General features: G+C 60.9%; 17 protein-coding genes. 9 read left to right on the top strand and 8 right to left on the bottom strand.

Features of this window, described 5'->3' with window-relative positions:
• Positions 1 to 114 precede the first annotated feature (114 nt).
• Positions 115 to 318 carry a hypothetical protein gene (locus M5J06_RS04135; protein ID WP_250224037.1) on the top strand — a complete coding sequence of 68 codons (204 nt, stop codon included), beginning with the start codon at positions 115 to 117 and terminating at the stop codon, positions 316 to 318.
• A gap of 75 nt (positions 319 to 393) precedes the next feature.
• Here M5J06_RS04135 and M5J06_RS04130 read toward each other — a convergent pair whose 3' ends face one another.
• Entirely contained in the window at positions 394 to 1,578 is a 1,185-nt protein-coding gene (locus M5J06_RS04130) for a YihY/virulence factor BrkB family protein (protein WP_250224036.1), read from the bottom strand.
• A gap of 84 nt (positions 1,579 to 1,662) precedes the next feature.
• Here M5J06_RS04130 and M5J06_RS04125 point away from each other — a divergent pair, with 84 nt between their 5' ends.
• The gene (locus M5J06_RS04125; RefSeq protein ID WP_250224035.1) at positions 1,663 to 2,139 is read left to right on the top strand and encodes an S-ribosylhomocysteine lyase; all 477 of its coding nucleotides are present in this window, start codon (positions 1,663 to 1,665) and stop codon (positions 2,137 to 2,139) included.
• A gap of 33 nt (positions 2,140 to 2,172) precedes the next feature.
• Here the strand turns inward: M5J06_RS04125 and M5J06_RS04120 are convergent, their stop codons facing one another.
• Positions 2,173 to 2,370: a hypothetical protein gene (locus M5J06_RS04120; protein WP_070533977.1), complete on the bottom strand. Its 198-nt coding sequence runs from the start codon at positions 2,368 to 2,370 to the stop codon at positions 2,173 to 2,175.
• Positions 2,371 to 2,445: 75 nt separating this feature from the next.
• Entirely contained in the window at positions 2,446 to 3,561 is a 1,116-nt protein-coding gene (locus tag M5J06_RS04115) for a UDP-N-acetylmuramate dehydrogenase (protein ID WP_250224034.1), read from the bottom strand.
• Positions 3,562 to 3,585: 24 nt separating this feature from the next.
• Between M5J06_RS04115 and M5J06_RS04110 the strand changes: the two genes are divergently transcribed.
• From M5J06_RS04110 to M5J06_RS04100, 3 genes are read left to right on the top strand one after another with little or no spacing between them, the layout of a single operon-like run.
• Positions 3,586 to 4,077, top strand: a complete 492-nt coding sequence (locus M5J06_RS04110) for a DUF2505 domain-containing protein (protein WP_101735766.1) — start codon at positions 3,586 to 3,588, stop codon at positions 4,075 to 4,077.
• Positions 4,078 to 4,104: 27 nt separating this feature from the next.
• A complete protein-coding gene (locus M5J06_RS04105) occupies positions 4,105 to 4,914 on the top strand; it encodes a class I SAM-dependent methyltransferase (protein WP_250224033.1) in 810 nt (269 codons plus the stop codon).
• A 23-nt stretch (positions 4,915 to 4,937) separates the two neighbouring features.
• Positions 4,938 to 5,738, top strand: coding sequence for an LmeA family phospholipid-binding protein (locus M5J06_RS04100; protein WP_250224032.1), 801 nt, complete (start codon positions 4,938 to 4,940; stop codon positions 5,736 to 5,738).
• Positions 5,739 to 5,741: 3 nt separating this feature from the next.
• Here M5J06_RS04100 and M5J06_RS04095 read toward each other — a convergent pair whose 3' ends face one another.
• From M5J06_RS04095 to M5J06_RS04075, 5 genes are all read right to left on the bottom strand, one after another.
• The gene (locus M5J06_RS04095) at positions 5,742 to 6,203 is read right to left on the bottom strand and encodes a deoxyribose-phosphate aldolase (protein WP_250224031.1); all 462 of its coding nucleotides are present in this window, start codon (positions 6,201 to 6,203) and stop codon (positions 5,742 to 5,744) included.
• Positions 6,203 to 6,493 carry a DUF2516 family protein gene (locus M5J06_RS04090; protein ID WP_070596619.1) on the bottom strand — a complete coding sequence of 97 codons (291 nt, stop codon included), beginning with the start codon at positions 6,491 to 6,493 and terminating at the stop codon, positions 6,203 to 6,205. The genes M5J06_RS04095 and M5J06_RS04090 overlap by 1 nt, the downstream gene beginning before the upstream one ends.
• 3 nt (positions 6,494 to 6,496) lie before the next feature.
• Positions 6,497 to 6,949, bottom strand: a complete 453-nt coding sequence (locus M5J06_RS04085) for a CGLAU_01105 family protein (protein WP_070521169.1) — start codon at positions 6,947 to 6,949, stop codon at positions 6,497 to 6,499.
• A gap of 15 nt (positions 6,950 to 6,964) precedes the next feature.
• Complete coding sequence (locus M5J06_RS04080; protein WP_250224030.1) at positions 6,965 to 8,299, bottom strand: DUF445 domain-containing protein; 1,335 nt, start codon at positions 8,297 to 8,299, stop codon at positions 6,965 to 6,967.
• Between the two features lie 118 nt (positions 8,300 to 8,417).
• Positions 8,418 to 8,621, bottom strand: a complete 204-nt coding sequence (locus M5J06_RS04075) for a BRO family protein (RefSeq protein ID WP_239248832.1) — start codon at positions 8,619 to 8,621, stop codon at positions 8,418 to 8,420.
• 314 nt (positions 8,622 to 8,935) lie between these two features.
• On the opposite strand from M5J06_RS04075, the gene M5J06_RS04070 reads away from it, so the two are divergent.
• The 4 genes from M5J06_RS04070 to efeB all read left to right on the top strand — a co-directional run bounded on the left by M5J06_RS04070 (position 8,936) and on the right by efeB (position 14,264).
• Complete coding sequence (locus M5J06_RS04070; RefSeq protein ID WP_239248833.1) at positions 8,936 to 9,853, top strand: Abi family protein; 918 nt, start codon at positions 8,936 to 8,938, stop codon at positions 9,851 to 9,853.
• A gap of 889 nt (positions 9,854 to 10,742) precedes the next feature.
• On the top strand, positions 10,743 to 11,729 hold the full coding sequence (locus tag M5J06_RS04065; RefSeq protein ID WP_239248834.1) for an FTR1 family iron permease: 987 nt from the start codon (positions 10,743 to 10,745) through the stop codon (positions 11,727 to 11,729).
• The gene (efeO, locus tag M5J06_RS04060) at positions 11,726 to 13,012 is read left to right on the top strand and encodes an iron uptake system protein EfeO (protein ID WP_239248835.1); all 1,287 of its coding nucleotides are present in this window, start codon (positions 11,726 to 11,728) and stop codon (positions 13,010 to 13,012) included. Before M5J06_RS04065 ends, efeO begins: the two co-directional genes overlap by 4 nt.
• 1 nt (position 13,013) lies before the next feature.
• The gene (gene efeB, locus M5J06_RS04055; protein WP_239248836.1) at positions 13,014 to 14,264 is read left to right on the top strand and encodes an iron uptake transporter deferrochelatase/peroxidase subunit; all 1,251 of its coding nucleotides are present in this window, start codon (positions 13,014 to 13,016) and stop codon (positions 14,262 to 14,264) included.
• Positions 14,265 to 14,303 lie beyond the last annotated feature (39 nt).

Raw genomic sequence — 14,303 nt, 5'->3', positions numbered from 1 at the left:
AAAGAAGCGGGCATCCTCGGCTTCTTTTCTGCCTGCGCTCCTCGCCTCGTGGTAGTTTTCGCATAAGGCACCGTTTACTTAATTGCGAGACTTCCACGAACCAGAGGACGAAGCATGGATATTGAAAAATTCCTCATGACAGCGGTCGGCGTGCTCAGCGTGATTTCCCTTGCCGGTTGGCTCTCCGCTGATTACGAGTGGTCAACCAGGGCCACAACGGTTATGGGGTTTGGGTTCCTTATCTCGGCACTGATTAACAAGCACAGGCAAGAAAAGGCCGCGGGCCAACGCCGGGTTCCAGAAGAGTCTGTGCAGTAACCACCCGGCTTCACAACTGCCCTATCTGCCAAACTTATCGCCGATCCATGCAACGCGGGGGCAAGGTTTTGGCAACTAGGCGCGTTCTTCCTCTGGCTCTTCTGCTGCCTCATCCTGTACCTGCCGCGCATTCTCTGAAATCTCACGCGCCCTCTGCTCCAAGCTCTCCTGGGCGCGGGCCTGGGCTTGGGATGAGTTCTCGGCGCGCGGCGGGGCTTGGATGAAACGCTCGGAGTGCAATCCCAGCTGCAGCTCCTTGGCGCGCAGTACCTCCGCATCAATCTTGATGCCGACGATCAACACAGTGTTCATCAACCACGTGGCCACGAAGACCGCCATGACGGTACTCAGTGCACCATAAGCGCTGGCCGCAGCAAGATACTTCAGGTAGAGGCCTACCAATCCCCAGGACACGACCGTGCCCACGAGCGCCACCACGGAGCCATAGGTAATCCACCTAAAACGCCCGGGCCGCACGTTGGGGCTGAAGTGATAGAGCACCGCGATAAGCGTGAGAACCACAACCACGGTAACTGGGAAGCGCAGCCAGTTCCACACCGGGAGGAAGATTCGCACCAGGTACGTGGCGGCATCTTCTAGTCCTACGTTGCGAGCAAGCGGAATCAGCCCCTCATTAAGAACTGCATCACGCAGCAAGTTGGCAAAAAGCACGATGACCGCGCCGACCACGATGACTGCTGTCAACCCCCACATCAGCGCCCACGTGCGGATGATGCCGCGGCCCTCCACCCGGCCGTACACGGTATTGGCTGTCCGCGAGAAGGCCCGCACATACGCCGAGGCAGAAAACAGCGAAATGGCCAGGGAGATGATCAGCGCCAACGTGCCCTGCGCGCTGGAGCCGATAATCGTGCCGACAATCATGTGGGCTTGCTCAGAAAGCGAACCGGGGACGTACTGCTCAATGAACTCAGAAGTCAGCTGCTCCACTTCCGCTTGGCGGGAGGAGAAGATGAGCGTGACAATGGAGTAGGCGGCCAGCACCGTTGGTGCAAAAGCCATGAGCGTGAAGTAGGTCATCCCGGCGGCGCGGTCCATGAAGGCATCGTGGAAGAAGTCATTCCACGTGCGGCGGATGACCAGCCCCCAGCTCTCCTTGCGCAGGCGATTACCTTTGGCGAGGGGATTGTGCTCGTCATCATGGCCTTGAACCTCCAGGATGGTCGGGCCCTTAAACGGCACGATTGTTTCTGGCTCCTCGGCCGACATAGCGTTGCCGTCAATCTCCTCTTCGCTCATATCTGACCAGCGTATGCGGCACAGCCCGCATTCAGGGGAAGGACACTCGGGCCACAGGCTAGGCCGTGGTTACACTGGGGAGGCATGACTGAGAAGAACTCCGAGAACAAGATCAACGTAAAGTCCTTCGAGCTTGACCACCGGCTTGTCGACGCCCCCTATATCCGCGTCGCCGACCGCACCGACCTGGGTGGCGGGGTCGAGATTATCAAGTATGACCTGCGCTTCTGCCAGCCCAACAAAGAGCACCTCGGTACCGAGGCACTGCACTCGGTTGAGCACATGATGGCCAACTTCATGCGCAACTACACCGACAAGCTCATTGGTTTTGCCCCGATGGGCTGCCGTACCGGCTTCTACGCCATCACCAACGGCATGGAGCAGGATGAGCTGCTCCGCGCTGTCGAGGGCGCGCTCAATGACATCCTCAATGCCACTGAGGTTCCCGCCGCCAACGAGGTGCAGTGCGGCTGGGGCGCCCACCACTCACTTGAGGGCGCGCAGGAGGCCGCACGCAACTTCCTCGCGGCCAAGGAAGAGTGGCTCAACGTCATGGCCTAAATGGCCATGACATCGGGGCGGGGCCTATCCGTCCTAGGACTCGAGGCGTCGGATCTGGGTACGGGCGACGAACAGCCCGGCGACGCCAAGCCCCAAAACACTCGCCATCAAGGTGCAACGTGCTGCGCTGAACTCCGCGAACAGTCCAGGGATCAATAGGATCGCCGCCACGCAGAGAAGGCTCGAAGCAAAGAGGAGGATGGCAAAGAGTACGTCTTTGGGGATGTACATGCGAGGTCCTTTCCAGGCGGCTAGTGACTGCCTGCGGCGAACTAGTAATTCAACGCTATTTTAAATATTTCGCACTTATATTTCTACCCCTAGCCAGATGGGCTCCGGCTCCAGCGTCACGCCGAAGGCCTTCTGAACCCCGGCGCGGATGTCGCGGGCCAGCGCAACGATATCGTCCGCAGTGGCCTCACCGCGGTTGGTCAGCGCCAGGGTGTGCTTGGTGGACAAGGTTGCCTTCGCACCCGATTCTTCACCCGGGTAGCCCTTGGCAAAGCCGGCGCGCTCGATGAGCCAGGCGGCGGAGAGCTTTTCCTTTTCTTCTCCAGATGCGGTGGACGGCACCGCATGGCGGGGCATGCGGTCAGCATCCTCGTCACCGCGGGCGGCGCGGACTGCTTCCTGGATGGAATCGGCAAGCTCGGGCTCGACGATGGGGTTGGTGAAGAAGGAACCGGCCGACCATGTGTCGTGGTCCTCTGGGTCAAGCACCATGCCCTTGCCGCGGCGCAGCTTCAGTACGTCCTCGCGGACCTCGGCCACGGGGCGGCGCTCACCAGGGTTCTGGGTGAGCTGGCCAAAGCGCAGGGGCCTCGACAGGCCGTCGGTAGTCAGCTGCAGCTCGACGGCCAGCACCACGCCGCGCCCGGTGAACTTCAGGTTGGAGTAGCGATAGGCCAGCTCCAGGTCCGCGGCCGGCACCCACGTCGCGGTCCGGGTAGCGCGCTCGTAGAGATAGACCTGCGTGAGGACGTCGGATGTTTCAGCGCCGTATGCACCCACGTTCTGCACCGGCACGGCACCCGCATTGCCCGGGATCCCGGAAAGGCACTCGATGCCGCCCAGACCGCAGTCCACGGACAAAGCCACGACGTCATCCCACACCGCGCCCGCATCAGCACGCACGAGGCCACTGGCCACGGAGACGTCGATGTCCTCAAAGTCGAGGATGACCACCACGACATCCAGCTGACCTTCCGCCACCACGAGGTTGGAGCCGCCACCGACGACGAGGTAGTCCTGGGAGGCGTCGTCAAGCGCTGCCAGCGCAGCGATGGCGGCCCCAGCGCTGGCGCAGCGCACCGTCACCAGCGGGGCACCGCCGATGCGCAGCGTCGTGAGATCGGCGAAGGTGGTCTCGGAATCAAGCGTGACTCCGTCAATATCAGCGAGGGTCAGGAATTTATCTAGCACGTCTACCAAGGTAGTCTGTAACTCATGTCAACCCGTAGCGAAAACACCGTGATCATCAACCAGCCCATCGATAAGGTGCACAAGGCACTGTCCACCCAGGAGTACTGGGACTTCATCGTGGCCAAGCTCTCCCCGGAACCGGGCACCGTGCACGAGTTCACCGGCAACACCGCCGTGCTCTACGAGATTCTTCCGACCTCCCTCCTCCCGGAGGCCGTCCGCGCCATGGTCTCCCAGGACCTCAAGGAAAAGCGCACCGTGACCATCGGCGAGGTTGTCGATGATCAGATGTCCGTCTCCTTCACCGCTGACGTCAAGGGCACCCCGGTCGACTTCAAGGGCGACATCACCTACAAGGGCCAGGGCGAGTCCACCGCTCTGGATTACGTCACCGAGGTTTCCGTCAACATCCCGATGATGGGCGCTGCCATCGAGCCGAAGGTCGCTGAGGCTCTGCAGGAGCTCTACACCAACGAGGGCAAGCTCACCGAAGAGTGGATCTCCAACAACCTCTAAACAGCTCTCTACACCACAGTTGTTGCCATGGCCGATCACGCGCATAACCTGAAGGCTCAGGAAAGCGCTGGTCGGCCTTTTGGCGTTGTTACCCGCGGCACCACTAATCCCAACCGCCTGCGCCGCTGCGATCGCTGGATGGTGGCGCACCCGGAAATCTCCTCGCTGCTGCGTTCCACGGATGAGCCGCTGGCTCTCGACGTCGGCTACGGCGCCTCCCACACCACCACGGTGGAGTGGGCCGGCTGGCTGCGCAGCGTTAATCCTCATACCCGGGTGACGGGTTTGGAGATTTCCCCCGAGCGCGTGCTGCCGCCGCGCGATGGCGTGACCTTTGAGCTCGGCGGCTTCGAGCTAGCAGGCTACCGCCCACAGCTGGTGCGGGCCTTCAACGTGCTGCGCCAGTATGACGTGGACCAGGTGGAGAAAGCCTGGAACACCGTGAACTCGCGCTTGGCCCCCGGTGGGTTCTTCGTGGAGGGAACCTGCGACGAGCTGGGGCGCAGGGCGGCCTGGGTGCTTCTCGACGCCTCCGGCCCACGCACCCTAACCCTCGCCTGGGATCCCTTCGACGTTGCGCGCCCCAGCGATATCGCGGAGCGCCTGCCCAAAATCCTCATCCACCGCAACGTGCCGGGTGAGCCGATCCACGAGCTCTTGCAGGCGGCCGACGCCGCCTGGGACCGCGCCGCCGGATGGTCTCCTTATGGCCCGCGGGTGCGCTGGCGCATGGCGCGCGAAGAACTCCGGCAGACAGTTCCCATCCATCCGGTACACCGCCGCCTGCGGGACAACGTGCTCACAGTGGATTGGAACCTGGTAGTTGGCCATCTTTAAGCCGGTGCGCCACACTAGTAGTCATGGCTTCTTCTAAATCTTCCGCCTCGACGGCCTGGAAAATCTTCATTGGCGTACTCGTGGTACTCCTGCTCATCATCTTGGTAGCTGAGCTCGGCCTGCGCTGGTTCTTAGGTTCACAGATGAAGAGCCAATTCACCCAGTCCGCCAAGGAACAGGGCGTGGAGACCTCCGAGGAACCGGAGGTGAGCTTCGGTGCTAGCCCCATGGTCTTTGGCATGCTCAACGGCAAGATTCCGCAGATGGATATGAAGACCCCGTCCACGCTGAAGATTGATGGCACCAACATCGCTGGCCAACCGGCCGCTGATGTCCACGTCGAAGACATGACGCTGTCCCAGGAGCCGGTCGCGGGCACTCTGCGGGCCTCGACGACGGTCCCGGATCAGTTCCTGCTCGCGAGCTTCCAGAAAGCCATTGCTGAGCAGTCTGGCTATGATGCCTTGGGCAACCTCGTGGTCACCGCGATTACCGCCAACGATGCCGAGGATGACCTCGAGGTGGAATTCGCCGGCGGCCTGGCCACGCTCTCGCTCAAGCCGGAGGCTCGCGACGGCAAGCTCGCCATCGATGCGAAGGAAGCATCGCTCTTCGGCTTCGACCTGCCGGAGCAGGCAACCTCCGCGATTTCGAATGCCTTGGCCGAAGGCATGGAGGAACAGCTCGCGGGCCAAAAGCTCACCTTTGAATCCGTGGACGTCGGCGCTGGCGAGCTCACGCTGACCCTCATTGGCCACGACGTCCCGATGAGCGAACTCGATTCCGCCACGGCGCCAGCACCGGAATCGTCACCGGCCAACTAATACTTAAGGACGAGAGCGCAGGCTCTCTACGGTGAGCTGCGTGTCCAGGTCTTCGTCGTCTGAAACGACGGAACCGGGATCAACAAGGCATTGATAGCCCGCCTGCTCCGCCAGGCGGACTATTTCTTTAAGCGGCAAGCGCGAGTCTTCGGGAAGAATGAGCCCCAAACGCACGGGCAGCGGGCAGGCCTCGCGGAGGGTGACGAGCTCTGAGAGGAGCGAGGTGGCGTCGCCAAGCAGTGCATCCACCGCAACCCACACCTCTGCGGCGCCTGATTGCACGGCCAGCCGTGCCTCCGCCGCCTTCACCAAAGAGTGATGGCGCCCAGTGGGATAGCCGGCAACGGCAATGACGTGCTCGGCGCCCTCGGCGGCAAGCACATGGTGCGGGGAGACAAGCACTCGCTGCTGCCCCGCGGATTGGGTCCGCACCTCCTCCAGGGAGGCCTCAAGCAGGTTCAGCATTAGTAGGAATAATCGCCGTTGATGATGGCCTTGAGCTGCGGGCGCACATCAAACCAGTACACGCCGGTGATGATGGCGCCAATCCAGCTAACGAAAGGCAGCGGCAGGTTCATCACCAGGGCGGAACCGACGAGTAGCCCGACCCATACCCATTTGTTTTGACGGTCACCGGCGCGGAAGGCATCCTCCCGCGTCATCGCCGCTAGGACGGCACCGATGAGGGCAAAGAGGGATACCGCCATAAAAATGTACTGCGGTATCGACGAAATAATATCTAGAAAAGTGTGCATTAATTAGTTCTCGTCAACGACTTCGCCGTCGATGACATCGTCGTTCGGCTTTGCTGCATAGGGGTTGCGCGGGCTCTGCGGCTCCTGCGGCTGCTGGCCCGCCGCGCGCTGCTCCTTGGCGTTGTTGATAGCGCCCTGAACCCCCTCACGGGTCTCGTTGAAGGCGGTGTTGAAATCCTCACGAGCCTTCACGAAGGACTCCGAGTTGCGGGTCTCACGTGCAGCGGAGGACACAGACTCCCCGATGTTCTTAGCCGTGGAGGTTACGCGGTCAAAGAAGGACTCTTCCTTCGCGGTGCCATCACCCATGCCCGCCGCATCAGCGGCGCGGGCAATGCGTTCCGCCTGCGCGTTCTGGGCCTGGTTCTGGCGCTCTTCCTTGAAACGGCCACCAAAATCCTTGGCCACATCAAAAGCAGAGGAACCGGCATTCTTGATTGAGTCAAATACGGACATGGTCGTCACTCCTTGTTAGACGCCAAAAAGCAGATGATTAACAGTGTAGATAACCAACCCAGCCAGTGCACCCACGACCGTGCCGTTGAGGCGAATGAACTGCAGGTCCTTGCCCACCATGAGCTCGATGTTCTCGGAGGCCTCCTGGGCATCCCAGCGCTTAATGGTCTCCGGGATAATCGCGATGATCTCCGGTGCGAACTTCTCCACCGCGTAGCGCGCGGCCTTGTCCACGAACGCATTGGCCTGGGCCAGGAACTCCGAATCTTCCAGCAGGCGGTGCGCCAATTCTTTCACCTTGGCGGTCATCTTCTGGCGCAGGAAGGACTCCGGGTCGGTGAGCTGTTCAATGAGCGTGGAGGAGACCGTCGCCCACATTGCCGCCGGGGCCTTCTGCGCCTGATCGGAAGCCAGCATTTCCTGCTTGATTCCCTCGATGCGCTCGCGCATATCTTCATCCCACTGCAGGTCCGAGGCCAGCTTGGACAGGTTGCGGCGAATGGCCAGGCGGGCCTCGTGGTTGCCGTTGCGGCGGACCTCATCGGCGAACTCCACGAGCTCGGCGTAGACCTTCTCCCCCACCATCTCGCGGGCAAAGCGCGGCGCCCAGCCAGGCATGCGCTCATCGATGGCGGTGACCACCGTGGATTCCATCCCGAGGATCTTTCCGTGCGCCCAGTCAATGAGGTCATCCTCCAGCGGCCGCGCCTTGCCTTCCGCGATATAGCCCTCCAACAGGCGGCCCAGCGGCGGGCCCCACTCGGGTTCTGCCAGACGGTCCATGACTTGGGTGCGGATGAATTGCTCTGCCTCCGCCGGGTCTAGGTCTGCGACCACGCTGGCGGTGCGCTCACCAATCCACGCGGAGACCTCCTCCGCCCGCCCAGGCTCTACGCCCTGGCGCGCCAGCCACAGCGGTAGCTCCGCCTCCCGCACCTTGGCGCTGAGTGCATCCGCGGTGAGGAAGTTCTCCTCCACGAAGTCCTTGAGCGCATCACCCACGCGGTCCTTGTTGTTGGGGATGAGCGCGGTGTGCGGGATGGGCAGCCCCATCGGCCGGCGGAACAGCGCGGTCACGGCGAACCAGTCCGCCAATCCACCGACCATTCCTGCCTCGGCCGCCGCGCGCACGTAGCCCACCCAGACAGGAGCGCCGCTTGCCGACGCCTGCCACCACGAGCACCCCAAAAAGATCACCGCCGCACCAATCAGGAAGGACAGCGCAATCGCCTTCCAGCGGCGCAGGTCCGCCCGGCGCGCCTCCTGGTTTCCTGGCTGCGGCACAAACGACGTCTGCGCCGCCGCCGTTTCCTGAGCCGGCTTAAGCCCTGCGTCTGCGCGGTGCGTCATGGGTTGGTTCTCCTTAGAGTAAACGAGGCTTCGTGATGGATAGCGAATCCATCAATCAACATTAGTGTGCGTAACGGACACACTCGATAGCCACCAACACTAAGATTGGCTTCTAGCTTTATGAACGCCAGCCTGCCGAGGGCCCGTTTGTGGTTCCGTGATTCACGACCCCCTTACAGCGACGCGCCAGGGCATCTTTCGTGTTGGCGTAGCCGAGGGCGGTCGCCACGTCCCGGCCGCAGAACAGGACCTGCCTGCCCGAGGTGATGATTCGGAGCGTGCCGAACTCGTGGTTGGTGAACACTTGTAGTCCGGTAGCCATGACCGGTTCCTCTTCTGAAAGCCGGGTAGACAATCGCGGGCGCGGGGTGCGCCAGGCTCTCACCTGTCAGGCACGGCAGCCGCCGAAACCGGACACGGCGGGAGGAAGGCTCTCGCCCATACGCCCCCGCGGACCGACAATTTGGACGGGTCAGAGGGCACACTGGTGTGTGAACGTACCGATGGCTCCGCGCCCCGTGCTCTTGCTTCGGCGTCATTAACAAAGTAGCCTTGTAGTCAACATGACCGGTTCCGCTGCCCGCCTCGGTGGGAGTCCAGGGCCGGTCTTCGTTTTCGTATCAAACAGGGGTGCGCGTGGAGCAGGTGAAGCAGTTCAAGACCTACGGTGAACAGGTCGAATTGCTTCGTCAGCGTGGGATGCGAGTGAACGATCCCCAACATGCTGAGACGCTGCTGGCTCGATTGAACTACTACCGCTTGTCCGGATACTGGTACCCGATGCGCCGTTTCTCCCAAGGCGACGGCACTGCCCAAGATGAATTCGTTGAGGGAGCATCGTTTGACCTGGTGGTAGCCCTCTATGGGTTTGACGAACAATTGCGCCACAGCGTGTTCATCGAGCTTGATCGCGTGGAGTTGGCTATTCGAACCAAGCTCGGTCACGAACTGGGTCGCCTTGACCCGCTGATCTATTTGGATCCCCAGCGTTTGAGCGCCCGGGCACAGCAGCGAAACAAAGACGGGCGTAGCGTGCATGAGGTGTGGCTGAGAAAGTACCAGTCAGCATTGAAAGCGTCGAAGGAGGACTTCGTCGCCCACCACAAATCCAAATATGGCGGGACTCTACCCATCTGGGCGGCTGCCGAAATCATGGATTGGGGGATGCTGTCGTACCTGTACGGCATGTCGCCCAATATCGTGCGCAAACGGATTGCCGAGCCCTGCGGCCTAACTGGTCCTCAGCTTGAATCATGGCTGAAATCCTTGAATATTCTGCGTAATTACGCAGCTCATCATGCAAGGATGTTCAACCGTGTTTACGACATCAAACCGAAACTGAACAATGACGTCAGGCTGGCTCCGGTAGCTGAAGGAATGAATCGCGTGTTCGGGCAGCTCTCCCTTATCCAATACTTGCACCGCCAACTGGACTTGTCTCCAGCCGACCGGCTACCGAAGCTGTTCTACACCTACCCGCACAATCCCATCGTGCCGTTTTCTCGCACAGGAGCACCTGACAACTGGCGCGAGTTGCCTCTCTGGCGCGTCTAATCCTTGCGGCAGTAGTCGCATTCGTACCCGTCTGCGTCGAGTGGCAGTCCTGCTGCCCAGTCGGGTGGGGCGTCATGAGCTGGCAGGCATCGGCGATGGTGAAGCCGGAGTCCTCGGGTTCGTCGATGACGATTTCGTCGTGGATGTGCATGACAATCTTGTGCCCAGCCTGAGCGACGAGTGTCAAGGCATGGACGAGGAGGTCACGAGCGACTGCTTGGACGATGTTCTCGACGAGTTTCCCGCCGTAGGTCTCCAGCCGCCCCCACTTGCGCCCGGTCGTGACACCGCTGTAGGACCCACTTCCAGTACTCCCATGTGATGTCTAGCGACTTTTTGGACACGGAGTCCAGGATGTTTTTGGACGGGATGTCTAGTGGCTTTTTGGACGTTTGCGGCGGTGGAATAGCCGGATGGCTATTCCATTGCATAAGCGTAGAAACCAGAATCCATGTCTCAAATCTAGTCATCGATATCTACCGTTTTTAGACAATTGCAGAAACAGCACACGCTGCGCCAACAGCACAAAGCAATCCGTTCTAACTTCGCGCTACATACTCCACAGACGCCCGCACACTGATTTGTCCCCGCACGAATTCAGGGTGTGCGTAGAACGCCTACTCAGAGGTGCGCTCGATAGATTCCAGTTTTCAATGCCACGTGCCCCCGCTTCTACATGGCCTCATGCCGATTATTGTGCGGACTGCACCCCGCAGCCATGATCCCTGAACTGAGTTTCCTCACCTTCGATTCACCGTACGGGTGAGGAAAGGAATTTACTTTCTCACCACATCAAGACTAAGGTTAGGCTCGGCTAATCAAAGGCAGCCTTATCTTTATCTATCGCTACCCTTCGACGAGCCAGGTTACACACGAGAAAGTTCTAAAAATGTTCATTGCCGCTTTCCTGGTCGGCCTCCGCGAGGGCTTGGAAGCATCCCTTATCGTCGGCATGGTGCTCGCCGCCATCCAGCGCCGGAGCAGCACTGCCACCGACGAGGGTCACCTGAACACCGCAGCCCGCACTGTGTGGGTGGGTGTGGTCTTGGCAGCAGCAATCTGCACGGCGCTCAGCGCACTATTCACCTTTGGTCGCTACGGATTGTCCTTCCGTGCCCAGGAAGCAATCGGCGGCATCATGTCACTGATCGCCGTGGCCATGATCACTGGCATGGTCCTCTCCTTAAGCAACAAGGGCGGCAAACTGCGCACCATGCTCGAGGACAAAACAGGCGTTGCGCTGACCAAGGGCACGCAAGCCATGTTCTGGCTCGCGTTCGTCGCCGTTGCCCGCGAAGGCATCGAACTGACCCTCCTGCTGTGGGGTTGGATGACCACCCCTAGTGCGGTCATTGGCGCGTTCGCCGGCATTGGCGTTGCCATCATAATGGGCTGGCTGATCTACCGGGGCGCTCTCCGCCTGGATCTCGGCACCTTCTTCACCTGGTCGAGTGCTTTGCTCATCGTCGTTGCGGCAGGCATCCTCGCCTACGCCATCCACGATCTCCAGGAGGCGCAGTTCCTCCCCGGGCCGTTCTCCGGCGCACCGATTGCCCCCACGCACCCGCGCACCGGTGAGGTCCTGACCGGTTTTGCCACGTACCCGTTCTGGATGGCGTCATTCCCGTTCGGCTGGGCGTTCAACCTCGACGAGTTCATCGACCCTGCCGGAATCACCGCCACACTGCTCCAAGCGTTCACCGGGTTTATGCCGCAAATGTCCTGGTTGCAAGTCATTGGTTGGGGCGTATACCTCGCTGTCATTGTCCCAATCTTTGTGGGGCATGTGCGCGGTGGGCGACGTGGTGTCGCCGGTAAGCCAAGCAACAAAACTTCCTCCGCACACAACGAAAACCCACGAAAGGTCTCATCATGAAGCACTCTCCCGCTATCGTTGCCGCACTCGCACTCACCCTCCCGCTGACTGCGTGCGTGGAAAACAGCACCGGCGATGCCATCGACGTCCAAGCCAAAGAAGACTCCTGCACGGTCGCCACAAACTCAGCGGAATCCGGCACCAACACCTTTTCCATCACCAACTCCGGTGAGCGCGTCACCGAATTCTACCTCCTGGCCGAAGACGGCCTGCGCGTCATCGCCGAACGCGAGAACATCACCCCCGGCAGCACCGCGGACCTCACCGTCCAGCTCGAGCCTGGCTCCTACTTCACCGCCTGCAAACCAGGCCTGCGCGGACCGAACATTGGCCAAGCCGAGTTCACAGTGACCGGCGAAGCGATCAAGTACGACGAATCCGACGAGAAGCGCTTCAACGAAGCCCGCGACAACTACGTCGCCTTTGTCAAGAACGAGGTCGCAGAACTGCTGCCAAAGGTCGAGGAATTCGCCGCAGCCTACGCTGCAGGTGACGACGACAAGGCCAAGGAGCTCTACGCCACCACCCGCGTGCACTACGAGCGCATTGAACCGATCGCTGAGGCCCTCGGCGCCCTCGACCCGCGCATCGACTACCGCGAAGTGGACTACATCGCCGAAGCAGACCAGCTCAAGGAAGATGACCCGACCTTCACCGAATGGCTCGGATTCCACCGCATAGAAAAAGACCTGTGGCCGCCGGCTGCCGACGCCAAGAACGCCGACGGTGCACCCGCCCGCGAGGGATGGGAGCCGTCGTCGCCGCAAAAGCGTCGCGAGATCGCCGACGCACTCGTCGCCGACGTCGAAACCCTCAATGACACCGTGCAGGCCGACGACTTCGCCGCGGAGAACGACATCACCGTCGACACCGTCTCTAACGGTGCGATGGGGCTGCTCGAAGAGGTAGCCACCACCAAGGTCACCGGCGAAGAAAACTGGTGGTCGCACAAGGACCTCTATGACTTCCAAGCCAACATCCAAGGCTCGCGCATCGCCTTTGACATGGTCAAAGGCATCGCCGCAGAGCGCGGCGACGAAGGCTCGAAGTTGGTCAGCGAGATCGAGCAGCGTTTCGACGACATCCAAGCCCTCCTGGACAAATACGGCAGCCTGGAAACCGGTTACGTCGACTACGACGAAGTCGATGCCGGCCAGCAAGCAAAACTCACCCGTGCCATCGACGCACTGCGCGAGCCGCTGTCCAACCTGACCGGCACCGTACTGGGCCTCAACATTGATACTGAGGCTGATGCTGAAGCGGATTCGGGGGCGGAATCCTAAAATGAGCGGGTTCAACCGACGCACCTTCTTGGCGCTTGGCGGTATCAGCGCCGTCGGGGCCGCCGCTGCCGCCTGCTCGCGGGAAGAATCCCGTGGGGCATCTGGCGACATCGACGGTGCTGCGAATGACGAGCTGATCATTGACTTCGCCGGCGAACACCAAGCCGGGATTATCACCCCGATGCAAAACAGCCTCCACTTCGCAGCTTTCGACATGGACGAGAAGGCCTCCCGCGATGACCTCGTTGATCTCCTGCAGCGTTGGACCGATGCTGCTCGACGGTTGACGCTCGGCGGCGAAGTCAGTGCTAAGGGTGCGTTCGGCGGTGGTGCGGACTTCCCGCCCGACGATTCCGGTGAAGCCTTCGACCTAGGCCCCTCCGCCCTGACCATCACCATCGGCTTCGGTCGCAGCTTGTTCCGCGACCAGTTCGGCCTGGCTGACAAACTGCCAACCGAGTTCACCGCAATGCCGCCGATGACCAACGACTTTCTCAACCGTGAGCAGTCCAACGGCGACATCTGCATCCAAGCATGCGCTAACGACCCACAGGTAGCTACTCACGCTATACGCAACCTGACTCGCTTAGCTGTACCCGATGCTGCGCTGCGCTGGTCCCAGATCGGTTTCGGCAAAGCCGCCGTGACCACTCGTGAAGAAAGCACCCCACGCAACCTCTTCGGGCAGAAAGACGGCACCGCAAACATCCGTGCCGAAGATGCTGATGCGTTGGATGAGCACGTGTGGATTCCAGCGAGTTCTTCCCAACCCTGGGCAGCTGGGGGAAGCTACCTTACGGCCCGACGCATCGCCATGAACATCGAGGTGTGGGATACCCTGCAGCTCAAGGAGCAGGAGCGTGTCACCGGCCGTGATAAATTCGAGGGTGCTCCACTGACGGGCGCCAACGAATTCGACGAACCAGATTTCGCCGCCACCAACGAGCGAGGCCGTCCCGTCATCGACCACGGTTCCCACGTATTCAACGTGCACCCTGATCAAAACGGTGGCATCCGTATGCTGCGCCGTGCATTCAACTTCGTCGATGGTTCCAACGAACAAGGTCGCCTTGACGCTGGCCTGTTCTTCATGGCGTTCACCCGCACCGTGGACCGGTTCGCCACCGTGCACCAGTCCATGTCGCGCGACGAGATGCTTCTTGAGTACCTCAAGACCACCAAAACCGGCACCTACCTCATTCCGCCCGGTGTAAGTGAAAACGGCTTCATCGGTGAGGGAATGTTCTCTTAGAGCCAGGGGGTATGGCACTAAGGCCGCGCTCGGCAGAGC

This window comes from Corynebacterium intestinale (assembly GCF_023574125.1).
Classification (GTDB): Bacteria; Actinomycetota; Actinomycetes; order Mycobacteriales; family Mycobacteriaceae; genus Corynebacterium; species Corynebacterium hesseae.
Note: the sequence above shows the minus strand (reverse complement) of the source record. Positions and strands in the feature narration are given on the sequence as shown.